The sequence below is a fragment of the Zavarzinella formosa DSM 19928 genome, from assembly GCF_000255705.1.
In the GTDB taxonomy this organism is placed as follows: domain Bacteria; phylum Planctomycetota; class Planctomycetia; order Gemmatales; family Gemmataceae; genus Zavarzinella; species Zavarzinella formosa.
In genome coordinates this window covers 282,708-295,200 of the sequence record NZ_JH636446.1, presented here as the reverse complement: position 1 = coordinate 295,200, position 12,493 = coordinate 282,708, and the positions used below count along the sequence as shown (strand labels likewise).

At 58.9% G+C, this 12,493-nt stretch carries 14 protein-coding genes and 1 tRNA gene; 12 read left to right on the top strand and 3 right to left on the bottom strand.

Annotated features, from left to right (window positions below; translation table 11 throughout):
* The first annotated feature begins 24 nt into the window (after positions 1-24).
* The 7 genes from BGIM_RS0135670 to BGIM_RS0135635 all read left to right on the top strand — a co-directional run bounded on the left by BGIM_RS0135670 (position 25) and on the right by BGIM_RS0135635 (position 2,473).
* Positions 25-309, top strand: a complete 285-nt coding sequence (locus tag BGIM_RS0135670) for a hypothetical protein (RefSeq protein ID WP_157369666.1) — start codon at positions 25-27, stop codon at positions 307-309.
* Between the two features lie 205 nt (positions 310-514).
* Positions 515-667, top strand: a complete 153-nt coding sequence (locus tag BGIM_RS60670; RefSeq protein WP_020474440.1) for a YkvA family protein — start codon at positions 515-517, stop codon at positions 665-667.
* Between the two features lie 104 nt (positions 668-771).
* Complete coding sequence (locus BGIM_RS63800) at positions 772-966, top strand: hypothetical protein (protein ID WP_020474438.1); 195 nt, start codon at positions 772-774, stop codon at positions 964-966.
* 80 nt (positions 967-1,046) lie between these two features.
* Positions 1,047-1,346 (top strand): hypothetical protein, encoded by a 300-nt coding sequence (locus BGIM_RS0135650; RefSeq protein WP_020474437.1) that lies wholly within the window; start codon positions 1,047-1,049, stop codon positions 1,344-1,346.
* A gap of 48 nt (positions 1,347-1,394) precedes the next feature.
* Positions 1,395-1,715, top strand: coding sequence for a hypothetical protein (locus BGIM_RS0135645; protein WP_020474436.1), 321 nt, complete (start codon positions 1,395-1,397; stop codon positions 1,713-1,715).
* 74 nt (positions 1,716-1,789) lie between these two features.
* Positions 1,790-2,125, top strand: a complete 336-nt coding sequence (locus BGIM_RS0135640; RefSeq protein WP_020474435.1) for a hypothetical protein — start codon at positions 1,790-1,792, stop codon at positions 2,123-2,125.
* Between the two features lie 42 nt (positions 2,126-2,167).
* Entirely contained in the window at positions 2,168-2,473 is a 306-nt protein-coding gene (locus tag BGIM_RS0135635) for a hypothetical protein (protein WP_020474434.1), read from the top strand.
* Positions 2,474-2,645: 172 nt separating this feature from the next.
* On the opposite strand, the gene BGIM_RS0135630 is transcribed toward BGIM_RS0135635, so the two are convergent.
* From BGIM_RS0135630 to BGIM_RS54070, 3 genes are all read right to left on the bottom strand, one after another.
* Positions 2,646-3,974 (bottom strand): tyrosine-type recombinase/integrase, encoded by a 1,329-nt coding sequence (locus BGIM_RS0135630; RefSeq protein ID WP_020474433.1) that lies wholly within the window; start codon positions 3,972-3,974, stop codon positions 2,646-2,648.
* Positions 3,975-4,223: 249 nt separating this feature from the next.
* Positions 4,224-4,310 (bottom strand) — tRNA-Ser (locus BGIM_RS0135625).
* A gap of 223 nt (positions 4,311-4,533) precedes the next feature.
* Positions 4,534-5,352 carry a hypothetical protein gene (locus BGIM_RS54070; protein ID WP_020474432.1) on the bottom strand — a complete coding sequence of 273 codons (819 nt, stop codon included), beginning with the start codon at positions 5,350-5,352 and terminating at the stop codon, positions 4,534-4,536.
* Positions 5,353-5,447: 95 nt separating this feature from the next.
* On the opposite strand from BGIM_RS54070, the gene BGIM_RS0135615 reads away from it, so the two are divergent.
* The 5 genes from BGIM_RS0135615 (at position 5,448) to BGIM_RS58835 (ending at position 12,373) form a co-directional block, all read left to right on the top strand.
* Entirely contained in the window at positions 5,448-7,553 is a 2,106-nt protein-coding gene (locus tag BGIM_RS0135615; protein WP_020474431.1) for a DUF1549 and DUF1553 domain-containing protein, read from the top strand.
* Positions 7,554-7,556: 3 nt separating this feature from the next.
* Entirely contained in the window at positions 7,557-8,951 is a 1,395-nt protein-coding gene (locus BGIM_RS0135610) for a DUF1501 domain-containing protein (protein WP_020474430.1), read from the top strand.
* Between the two features lie 19 nt (positions 8,952-8,970).
* Positions 8,971-9,588 (top strand): TIGR02996 domain-containing protein, encoded by a 618-nt coding sequence (locus BGIM_RS0135605; protein ID WP_020474429.1) that lies wholly within the window; start codon positions 8,971-8,973, stop codon positions 9,586-9,588.
* A 142-nt stretch (positions 9,589-9,730) separates the two neighbouring features.
* Positions 9,731-10,291: an RNA polymerase sigma factor gene (locus tag BGIM_RS0135600; RefSeq protein ID WP_020474428.1), complete on the top strand. Its 561-nt coding sequence runs from the start codon at positions 9,731-9,733 to the stop codon at positions 10,289-10,291.
* A 3-nt stretch (positions 10,292-10,294) separates the two neighbouring features.
* Positions 10,295-12,373, top strand: a complete 2,079-nt coding sequence (locus tag BGIM_RS58835) for a protein kinase domain-containing protein (protein ID WP_020474427.1) — start codon at positions 10,295-10,297, stop codon at positions 12,371-12,373.
* Positions 12,374-12,493: the final 120 nt, after the last annotated feature.

The window sequence follows — 12,493 nt, the reverse complement described above, 5'->3', positions numbered from 1 at the left end:
CACCTGATTTTCAAGGAGAAGCAAATGCGACTGTTGCAGAAGTTGGCTTACTGGGTCGGCATGGGGAAGCATCTGTCGTTCCGGCGAATTTCGATTCCCTACAAGGAGTTCTTGCAGTTTGTCATGAACGGACCGGACACGATGACCGGCTGGGAGGTTGCGGCACAAATGCGACGGCAGGGTGACTCCAAGGCGTCAATCGCCGCGTTTCGGCGGGATCACGCCAGCCAGGAAGCCGTTTCAAACAAGCATGTGATTCTCTACGTGACCGAAGAACCAACACCTAACCGCGGGAGACGAAATGGATAACGCCGCCGCCTTGGTCCTCTTTTTGTTTGTCGCCAACCTCATCCGTCGGGCGGTGTCACTCGCTCGCAAGAAGCGGGCGCCAGACAGTGAGAAACGATCCCTTGGAATACTTCGGGGGATTTGGGGACCGAAAAACCCTGATTGGCAGTGACGAATTGCCCGACCTTGGCCAAAGAAATCGACCTTTTATCAAGTGGAGCCTGTCATGAAGAAATTAATCCCCCTTTTGTCTGCGATTTACATCATCAGCCCAATCGATTTCATCCCGGATGTGATTCCAGTCATTGGCTGGATCGACGATGTTGTCGCGCTGGTCATCGGTGTCTCGGCCATGTTCAAGAAGACAGAGAAGTCATGAACGGAGAATCATTCTGCCGCGCGATCCTGCTTGGCATGGCCGCATTCGCCACGCTGCTGGCAGTCATCAACCGGAGCAACAGCCGTGGAAAACGGTGAACTGAGATGTCCCGGCACACACGGCACGACACGGCCTTCAGGCTGTCAATGCAACTCGCAGAAGTGGTGGCTCCCTGCCTGAGGGGAGAGGAGGTCGTGGAAGCACGAAAAGTCTTCTACGACCTCCTCATCGCCGCCCTTGGCGAGCATGACGAACGCACCGAACGCGAACAGCATCGGTTGCACCCTGGCAAGGAATGAGAACTGTGGGACCGTGGCACAAGGCCGCGGCTGTGGCAAACAGACCAACCATACGCCCCAATGGGGCAGGAATCCTGACGATGGCTTTTCACATGTTCATCCCCGCATTGATTGTCGGCGGCCGCACTCTGGCCCAATGGCTCAAGAGCCGCCCCTCCCGTTCGCCGGAGCAAATCCACTACCAATGGATACCGATTTTGGTCCATGAGGCCGACCGCTTCGCCCGCGAGACGCCCGACATGACGACTCTCAAAATTTTCCGCGAGGCACTGATCTCGCATGGCGACCGGGGCCGCCTGGTTTGGAACTCGCTCGCCGGGGATTTGCAACGAATCGACGAGGCGCATCCGAATCACATTATCTTCGTTCGCCTGACGTGATGTTGTTCCCGAACCCTTTCCTTCACTGACACTAACCGGAGATTTGCAATGCGAGCGATCTTGCTCAACCATTTTTGGCCCTGGATGCTCGGCATCAAATACGACAACGCCCCCATCCCGGCCGAGCCATGGCCGCCGCGAACTTACGAGGGAGTCTTTGACCGGATGAACATTCGCCATGTCGCCATTCTCCCGAAAGACGTCGTCCGATTCGAGGCGATCAACGACGGTATGCAGACACGGGGGCAATTGCTGGAGATGGTCAAAGGCAAGGTCATCGCGGAGGCCAAGATATGCGTTCTTTTCGACGACCTTGAGGCCCAATGCCCTGGCCGAGTAATTTACGTCGGGTTCTATTCCGACTCGTGACAGTAGTGCCTCTCCGAAAGCGGGGAGGTTTCGCCAAATCTTAACCCGCCTCACAAGGGCATGGAGATCATGAGATGAATTTTGCAAAGACGATGGCCATTATCTTGGGGATGATTGAAAACGCTCACAAAGCGGCCCCCGTGGTGAAGATGATGATCGACGCCGCCAAGTCGGCGATTGAAAACCAGAAGCGGCAGGAGGACCTGCCCTACACATGGACGGCGGTTGATTCCTCGCTTGCCGCCACATTTGCCGACGAACACCCCGACAAACTGCCGGCCGAGGTGCTGCTCGAAGGCATGGCTCACTTGGGCGAACAAGGCCGCCGGATGATCCAACATCTTGCGCCACAGTTAAAAAAACTGGAAGCCGCCAATCCGGACAAGGTGATCTTCGTCAAGTTGACATGATCCCGCATTGTCATTTTTCAAAAAACCTTTTCGGAGGCAGCCGTGTCTTACGAACCGCTCAAAGTGTCCGACGCAAGAAGATGTCACCTCACGGAGGCGTTCCGTCAGTTCACCCTGATGAGCGCGGCACGCACCGAATACGGGATCGAATCGCCGGGGCATGTCGAGGCGGTGGCCAGCGCCTTGGATTCGGGGCACTTGTCAGTTGCTGATTTGGTTGCTGCGAAGGGAGACGGGCCTGCATTGACTACTTTGCTTCGCAACGCCCCCAGCAATCCACACAAGGAACTCATTTTTACAACACCGTTCGATCTGATTTTGCACCCGGAATTGTCATTGAAGCAATAAGGAGAAGAATCCGCACGGATGCGTTCGTTGAGGGACAACCATGAGTTACGAAAGCGAACTGCCGAAAGGCGAGCCAAGGAATGAACCGGCCGCGGAAGAAATCGAACCTCTCATGGGTTTGTCGCCGGAGGACATTTCGCGTCTCGTCCTATGGTTGCTGGTTGAGGAAGCTTTACGCGGCCGGCTTGCCGTCTTTCGTCCCAAGAATCTGCCCACGAAGCCAACCGAGGGCAAGGGCGAACTCCTCGTCCGAAGGCTTGACGTAGTGCCGGTCGGCGACGCCCCGCGGTGAGTCGGCAAGGAAGTGCAGCGCGAAAAACTTAAACTGCGGGTGACTTCCAAGGAGGGTCGCCGAGGTCTTCCGCAGATGCTTCATCGGCAACCTCACACTCTTCTTGTCCTTGCTCCCCGCCATCCCCCTCCAAGCCGCGTGAATACAGTCGTACCGCTGCATTGCCCCGTCCTCGCCGAGAGAGAATTTCACCAGCGGGTTTCCGTTCTCGGTGGTCAGTGCGATGTCGCCTGCCACGGCCTTGTGCTTCTTCAGAAGGGCGAACGTCTCCGGCCAGAGCGCGTAGGTGACAACCGGCCCGTTCCGCTCGCGGGTTTTGCTCCTGGCCCGCGTCAGCGTTCCTTTTGTCCAGTTCACCTCGTCCTTGCGTAGTTCCGCGATGTCGTTCTGGTACATTCCGCAGTTGAGCATGAGCAGGACGTAGAGCTTCAGACGCTCCGAACGGTCGTCGCACGCGGCCAGGATGTCCCTCACCTCGGCCGGGCTGAACGTCTCAATCGTCTTCGGGGCTGAGTGGTTGAACCGCATCCGGCGGGAACGGATGTTGCCGGGCAGCGGGATGAGCTTGAGTTCGGCCAGACGGCTGATGAATTGCTTCGCGGTCATCAGGATTGTGTGGGCGTAGGCGGTCGAATATAGCTTCCCATCCACCAGGACCGTCAGATGGCAAAAGTAGGCTTCGAGCTTCGCCTCGTCGATCACATCCACTGGGTTCGTCTCCCCGATCCAGTTGCGGAAGATGCCGACAGCCCGGCAATAACTGTCAAAGCGGCCTTCGCTCATCTGGCCGGACTTGCAAATCTTGCGGAGGAACTCTTCCCAATTCTCGATTTGGACTCCAATCGAACGGTCAGCCGGGGCTGGCTTTTCGGCAACAAGGGAATCGGCCTGGCCTTTGATCTTTTGATACTTGCCGACCCCGATCATGGAATCGACCAGCTTCTCGCGGCTGGCCTCGTCCAATTGATGCCAGTCCTGCACCATCATCCAAACCTTGAAGGCGTTGGCCCGGACTTCCTCCTCAGTGGGCGGCATGGTGGCGATTTCTGTTTTCTTTGCCTCCCACCACGCGTTGGCAGCGTCAATACTGCCCTCGCGTGTCTCGGGGCAGTTGAGCTGGCGGCAGGAGACGGAGTACATCTTGCCCTGGCTTTTTTTCATCCAGCGCTTGCCCGCCGGAACCCATGTCATGTGCGATTTCTTGGGCATGGATAATTCCCGGATGCGAGGAAGATCGGGCGGCAAGATTTTTTTGCGGCCACCCGGCTGGGATCGGATTGTAAACTTTTGTAAACCCGAATGCTGCACCAGTATGGTAGCGCGACGGTTAAGACTTGTAAACCGTTTTGTAAACTTTTTGTAAACCAGAGGGGAGGAAATGGGGAAGATGGTTTACAGAAATGAAAAAAACCGCTTTCGCGGCTCGTGTCGTAAACTCTTAATTTGTAGTGTTTTAAACGGAGAGGGGGGGATTCGAACCCCCGGTGAGATTTCTCCCACACAGCATTTCCAGTGCTGCACAATCGACCACTCTGCCACCTCTCCGTGAACCAAATGATAGTTCTCGTTGGCCAAGCGTCAATCGGTTGTTTCCCTGATTCGTTGCCCCGAGATGCCTCGAGGCGTGCGTTTGAACGGCAGTCGTCTGAAGATGTATGGGAATCGCAACGTCTGATCAGAGAGAGAGTTATTTCTTCCGACACTGCGGCTATGCCGCCGCTACGACTGTGTGAACTCTGCTATAAGTTGCAGTTTTTGGCCCGGGCGGTCACATGGCCGTGGCCCAACAGGCATCCCACTGTCCTTTCTTGCTTTTGAACAAGGCCCGCAGATGGCCGACGGCATCGGCGCCCGTCTCGCCCCAACGCATGCCGCCGCCTTTCATTCGCAGGCCGATCACCCCCTTGCAGGCGCTCTCGATGTGTCCGCTGCCGATCAGCCAGCCGTTGGCCCGGTATCGCGGGTAGTCCGTGCGAAACAGGTTGTTTCGCACATAACTGGTCACTTGGCGGTGGCATTCCCGCGTCGCCTCTTTCCGGCCCCTCAGGCTCACGGCTTCCAGGACCGTCAGCACAGCCGCCCCGCCCTCGTGCTTCAACTGGTGACACCAGTGCCCGGCCACCTCCCCGGCCAGTCCGTCATTCCCCGGATGCAGAGCCTTCGCCAGGTCGTTCAGGTGTTCGGCGGCGTGGTAAAAGCCCAGGATCACCTCGGCCTGCGGGAAGTAAACCCGCAGGAACTCGTCCAGTCTGCCGCCGTCCGTCAGGCCCACCCACGTCTCGGCCGACTCCAGGCCGGCCTGGGCCGCATGCCGCCGCATCTGTTCCTCCAGGCCATGCCGGGCTCCCGGCGGCCAGAACCCACATCCGTCCCGGCCGCCGACCGCCGGGGCGAAGACAAGTCCGACGTCGATCATCCGGCCCTCGGCCTCCGACCCCCTTCGGACCCTGTATCCCCCCGTCGCGTCGATGCTCACATAACCCACCGTCCGGCCCCCTGTGTTTGATGGCCAGTCCCATTCGACGGCCTCCCCGAACACCTCTCCCTCGGACAACCGTCGGCCGACCGCCGCCCCGGCGATTTCCATCAGCCCGTCCCGATTTCAGTTGTGCCTTTCCGCTCTCAAACTTATGATGTGAGGAAGAGAAATCCCCCCGTGTTGACGGATCGGAAACCTGACCGATGAACCGTCCAAACCTTGCCATTCTCCTTATCTTCTGCGGCACCCTCCAAGCCGGTTTGCCGGACGATTGGGCGTTTCACCCCATTTCGACGGCGACGCCACCGGCGGTGAAAGACACCAAGCATCCCGTTGATGCGTTCGTCCGGGCCAGGTTGATTGCCGCAAAGATCGACCCCTCGAAACCGACTGATCCGGCCACGTTGCTTCGGCGTCTTTCCTTTGACCTCACCGGCTTGCCGCCGACCGCCGAGTTGCGGGCAAAACTCGACCGCGACGGGCTTGAGAAAACCATTGACAGTTTGCTGGCCTCCCCGGCCTTCGGCGAACGTCAGGCTCAATGGTGGCTTGACCTTGTTCGCTATGCGGAGACGGATGGCTTCAAAGCCGATGACAAACGGCCCAACGCCTGGCGTTACCGCGATTACGTCATCAAAAGTCTCAACGCCAACAAACCGTATGATCGTTTCGTCCACGAGCAAATCGCCGGGGACGAACTCTTCCCCGACGACACGGACGCCCTGACGGCCACCGGCTTCCTGCGGCATTACCCGGACGAATACAACGCGGTGAATCTGGAGAATCGCCGACAGGAGATTCTGAACGACATCACGGACACGATGAGCCAGACCATGCTGGGCCTGACGCTCGGTTGCGCCAAGTGCCACGATCACAAGTTCGACCCCGTCACTCAAAAAGACTATTACCGCATCCAAGCCTTCTTCGCGGGCTGGAAGGAACTCAACGCCCCGCTGACTGACAAGACCAGCCGGGAAGAACTGTCGAAGGCCGCCCGCGAATGGGATGAGAAGACGGCCGATATTCGCAAGCAACTCCTCGAAATCGAAAAGCCGTTTCGGGAACGCTTTTCACAAAAGCGCAAGAGTCGCTTCCCCGAGGAATATTCCAAGCTGATGGACATGCCCGCCGACCAGCGAAGCCCGTTGGAAACGCAAATCGCCGCGATGGTGGCCAAGCAGGTATATGCGCCGGACGAGAACGGCATGTTCTCCGGGATGAAAACACCGGAGAAGGAAAAGCAGGCCGCCCTCAAAAAGCAACTGGCCGCGTATGGCCCGCGCCCATCCACCGAGACGGTGGCGATGGCCTTCACCGATGTCGGGGCGAATGTCCCTCCCACACACTTGTTAAAACGGGGCAACTGGGCCAAAAAAGCCGAGGAAATCAAACCGGGTTTTCTCTCTGCGTTCGACGACCGCACGGCCGAGATTCCCGCCAGCCCCGGCCAAGCCACGAGCGGCCGACGAAGCGTTTTGGCGAAATGGCTCACTGATCCGAAGAATCCGCTGACCGCTCGCGTGTACGTCAACCGCGTCTGGCAGCACTACTTCGGCCGGGGAATCGTCGGCACGTCGGAAGATTTCGGCACACAGGGCGACAAGCCGACGCACCCGGAATTGCTCGACTGGCTCGCCGGAGAATTCATCCGCAGCGGTTGGGATATCAAACACATTCACCGGTTGATTGTGACCTCGGCGACGTATCAACAATCATCGATGCACCGGGCCGAAGCCGCCGGAGTTGATCCGGAGAACCAACTGCTTTGGAAGATGAACCGCAAGCGCCTTGATGGTGAAAGCGTGCGGGATGCCGTGCTGCAAATCGCCGGGGAATTGAACCCCAAGGCCGGGGGGCCGGGCGTCTTCCCCGAAGTGCCCGCCGACTTGAAAGCCACGGCGGCCGCCTGGCCGGTGAATGCGGATGCCACCGAGCGGAACCGTCGAAGCGTGTATGTGTGTGTGAAGCGGAACCTGCGGTATCCGCTGTTCGCGGTGTTCGACGCCCCCGACCGCAACGAAACCTGCTCCCGCCGTTATACGACCACAACAGCCCCGCAAGCCCTGATGCTGCTTAATGATTCGGTTCTCATCGCCAAGGCGAAGTCCTTTGCCGCCAAGGTGCGAAAAGAAACCGGCGATAACCCCGCGAAGCAAATCGACGGGGCCTATCGTCTCGCCTTGGGCCGCTTGCCGACCGGCGAGGAACGTGGCATCGCCGAGAGTTTCCTCAAGGAATCGACGGACGACCGCCTTGCGGACTTTTGCCACGCTTTGCTGAACCTGAACGAATTCTTGTATGTGGATTGATTCATGACCACCGCCGATCGTCGCCGCTTCCTCTCGACGGCCGCCCACGGGTTCGGGGCGCTGGCCCTCGGCACCATGCTGCATTCCGAGTCAAAGGCGGCCGAGGCAGTCTCCCCGTTTTTGCCGAAACAGCCCCACTTTGAGCCGAAGGCCAAATCGGTCATCTTCTTGTTCATGGAAGGCGGCCCGAGCCATGTCGATCTCTTCGACCCGAAGCCGGAACTGACGCGGATGAACGGCCAGCCGTTGCCCCAGAAGTTTGGCAAAGTGCTGACGGCAATGGGCACCGGCGGTAACAACCTGTTGGCCAGCAAACGCAAGTTCGCCAAGTGCGGCCAGTCCGGCCTCGACTTCTCCGACTGGCTGCCGCACATGAGCAAATGCGCGGACGACTTCGCCCTCTTGCGGGCCTGTCAGGCAGACGGCCTCAATCACGTCGGCTCCGTTTGCCAGATGAACACCGGCAGCATCCTCGCCGGGAAGCCGAGCCTCGGGGCATGGGCCTTGTACGGCCTCGGCACCCCGAACCAAAACCTGCCCGGCTTCGTGGTGATGACCGACGGCGGCGACCCGCTCGGCGGCGGCCGCAACTGGGGCACGGGCTACATGCCCGCCACCTATCAGGGAACCCAGTTCCGGCCGGGAGCCAACCCGATCCTGAACTTGAACTCCCCCCAATCAGCCGAACGACAGACAGACAAACTCGGCCTGATCCGGCAACTCAACGACATCCACCGGCGGGAACGATCCGAAGACACGCAACTCTCGGCCCGGCAATCTGCATATGAACTGGCGTTCAAGATGCAGGCGACCGCCCCGGAGGCCGTCGATTTGTCGCGAGAGTCCAATCGGGTGAAGGAAGCCTACGGCCTCAACCGCAAGGAAACCGCCGAGTTCGGCCATCGTTGTCTGCTGGCCCGCCGACTGGTGGAACGCGGTGTCCGCTTCGTGCAAGTCTACTGCGGGGCGGGCAGCGCTTGGGACGCCCACGGCGACTTGGAAGGCAACCACACCAAGATGTGCCTGCGGGCCGACCAGCCATCGGCCGCCCTCATCAACGATTTGAAATCTCGCGGCATGCTAGACGACACGCTGGTGATCTGGGGCGGCGAATTCGGCCGCACTCCCATGACCGAAGGCAAAGACGGCCGCGACCACAACCCCTATGGTTTCTCAATGCTGATGGCCGGCGGCGGCGTCAAAGGCGGCGTGGTCCACGGCACGACGGATGAGTTCGGCTTGCACGGCGTTGACGGCCGGGTTCATGTCCACGACTTCCACGCCACTATCCTGCACCTGCTCGGTTTCGATCATGAAAGGCTGACATTCAAGTTTCACGGCCGCGACGAACGCCTCACGGATGTTTCCGGCAAGGTTGTGAAGCAAATCTTGGCGTGACAACACTTTGTCCTTGTCGATGATCGATTACCGCCAACACCCCGAATACCTTGCTCTGTTGGAAACCGTGCGCATGTTTCCCCAAGATGACGCCCCTCGGGGAATCTTGGCGGACTGGATTCAGGAGGCCGGGGATGATGACCGGGCCGAGTTCATCAGGGAGCAATTGAAAAACCCGGCCGATGTGCGGCGATGTCTTGGCGCCTGGACCGACAGCCTGCCTTGCGGAAGAGGGGATGAGCCGGACTACTGCGAGCATTGTCTGATGGCTGTCGCCGATGAGGTGCCGCCGATCTTGATCGGGTTTGAGAGCTACGGTTATCGTCGCGGCTTCGTCTCCGAAATCCACCTCGAATGCGATCCGTTTCTCAGCCACGCGGCGATGCTCTTCGGCCGATATCCGATCACGCGAATCGTTATCATCGGAGCGGTCTTCGGTCATCCGCAAGGCCGCATCGCGCATTGGGACTTGGGAAAAACACTGTTGGAACGATTCCCCAAGTCGATCACGGATCGAGGACATTGGGGCGGCTACAACCAACGCATGACGACCGAAAAGGCATTGGCCGTCGTCTCGGAAGCCTGCATTTCGTATGGCCGGGAACTTGCGGGATTGCCTGTTTTGCAAGATCATTAAACGGGCTTCAGCCGGTCGTAAATCTCTCCGTTTTCCGATAACATACTCATTGTTCGATCATCACCCCGCCTTTGGCCGATCTGGCCTTTTGACCTACGATCAAGGAATGGCAAGGGATGGGTTCTCCAACGGGGGGCAGCCAATGGATACCACATCCGCGAGTTTGTTGGCGCGGGTGCGGGATTTGGGTGACGCCACCGCTTGGAGCCAGTTTGTCCGGGTCTATTCACCCATGCTCTATGGCTGGGTCCGGCAAATGGGCCTTCAGCACGACGATGCGGTCGATCTGGTGCAGGATGTGTTTGCCGTCGTCGTGCAGCAAATTCCGGAATTCGATTACGACGCCCACAAGCGGTTTCGCGGTTGGCTCTGGACGGTGACCCGGCGCCGATGGGTCGAAAAGCATCGCCGGGCGGTCCTGCCGCTGGAACCGGGACAGAATCCGGACGGGTTGCCCGCCCCGGACAATCCCGAGGCTGAGGAAGCCGAATTCCGGAACTACATTATCCGGCAGTTGATCCCCACTCTCCGGGGTAAATTTCACGAATCCACTTGGAAGGCGTTTTGGCAGCATGTGGTGGAAAACCGCTCTGCCAGTGACGTCGCCGCCGATCTGGGGCTGACGGTGTTTGCCGTGTATAAGGCAAAGGTCCGGGTGACTGCTTATTTGCACGAGGAATTGGCCGATCTGTTGGACAAATAACCAATGAACCAAGCGAATTCCTGTCCGACGATTGATGAATACGAGGCCGCTTTCGACGGCTCCGAGGACGAGTCCCGTCTGGCAGCCTTGGAGGAACATCTCGCCCATTGCAAAACCTGTCAACAGAAGTTGGAAAGCCGGCCGACCGACCCGAATTTGATCAATGCGTTACAAAGCCGGGCGGTTTCTGAACCATCGGAGAAACCCGATCCCGCTCTTGGCGGCATGTTGGCCCGGTTGGAGGACATGGCCTCGCAGTTCACGCCCGCCGGATTCGATTTGAGTTTCAGCGCCGATGGCCTGGCCGATCCGGAAACGGCGACCCGATCTTCCTATGAACCCGCTGATCTTCAACAGATGGGGGTTTACCGTGTCGTCCGTCTGCTGGGGGCGGGCGGGATGGGATTGGTCTATCTCGCGGAAGACGAAGTGCTGCGTCGTCAGGTCGCCGTCAAAGTGTTGCGGCCCCGGCTGGCTCGAAAAACGCGAGCCCGAGAGGGTTTTCTGCGGGAAGCCCGCGCGATGGCTTCGCTGAAGCATGACAACGTGGTGACGGTTTTCCAAGTGGGCGAAACCACCGGTCCCGGAGGGGAAACAATTCCCTTTCTGGCGATGGAACTCTTGGAGGGGGAAAGTCTCGCGGACTGGATTCGCCGGGAAGGCCCGCTGCCGGCCGGATGGATTCCCGGCATCGGCCGACAGGCGGCCGGAGGTCTGGCGGCCGCCCATGCCTGCGGCGTGGTTCACCGGGACATCAAGCCGGGCAATCTGTGGCTGGAGGCGCCGTCTTGGTGGACTGACATGCCCAAGGCTGATCGGCCGCCGTTGCCGACGGTGGCCCGGATCAAGGTTCTCGATTTCGGATTGGCCCAGCCAACAGGCGAAGAGAGCATCGACGACAACCGGACGATTCTCGGCACTCCGGCCTACATGCCCCCCGAACAGGCGGCCGGAAAGGAAGTCAACCACCGGGCCGATCTCTTCAGTCTGGGCGTCGTGCTTTATGAACTGACCACCGGACGCCGACCGTATCCCCGCGAAAAGCAGACCGACATCCCGGCTTATGCAACTCCCCCGCGAGTCACCGACCTCGCCCGCAATGTTCCGCCCGTTCTGGCCGATCTGATTCACCGGCTCATCTCGCCCAACCCAGCCGACCGGCCGGAAACCGCAAGGGAAGTCCAACAGGCTTTGATCCCGCTAACCAACACCGGCATGGACGAAACAATCCCGATTCATGCCGAGACCAGACGCCCGGCGCCGGTTCGCAAACAACGCCGATTGCCGGCTTCCGTCCTCATGGGGTTGCTTTCACTCGCGGCCGTCATCCTTATGGTGCGGAATCTTCCCCGGTCTCCGGAACCAGCCAAATCGAATATCACGGCGGCCGAAGCCCTCATTCCGGATGGCCCGCCGGATGATGCCTGGGTTCGGGCGGTTTCAAAACTCCCGCTGGAAAAACAGCCAGCGGTCGTGATCGCCAAACTTCAGGAACTTAATCCTGACTTCGACGGCCAAGTGAACCGGATCAGTTATCAAAATGGAACCGTGACCGACTTCTCCATCCTCACAGATGAAGTCAGCGATATTCGCCCGATCCGGGTGTTCACCGAGTTGAAAAGCCTGCAAGTCGTCGGCAGCGAACCCGGCAAAGGGAAGTTGGCGGATTTGACTCCCATCCGAAGCATGAAACTCACCACGCTCAACATCTGGCAAAATCCCGATCTGGCCGATGTGTCTCCCGCCAGGGGAATGTCGCTCACATTGTTTCAGGCGGGGGACACGGCCGTCAAAGATATCTCACCGTTGCAAGGAATGCCGATCGGCACCCTGGCGGTCAACAATTGCCGCGTCGAGGATCTTGCCCCTGTCCGGTCCATGCCCCAATTGCGCTTGCTTCGGTGCGATGGCTGCCCTATTTCCAGCCTCAAGCCCGTCCTCAACTCAACCATCCGATCATTGCTATTCACTCGACGCCCGGAACGTGGCGATGATGAATTGTTGAAACAACTGACCAAGCTCGAACAAATCAACGGCCTCTCCGCAAATGACTTTCGCAAGATGCATTTGACCACCCCCTGAACCAAGCCTCAACAATCCAATATCTGCCCCATCGTGATAGTTCCCGATAATGTGAAAATAATTTCATCCAACGTGTCCAATTTCGGACTTTCATCTCGAAGTTTATTTTGAGGCCGCTTC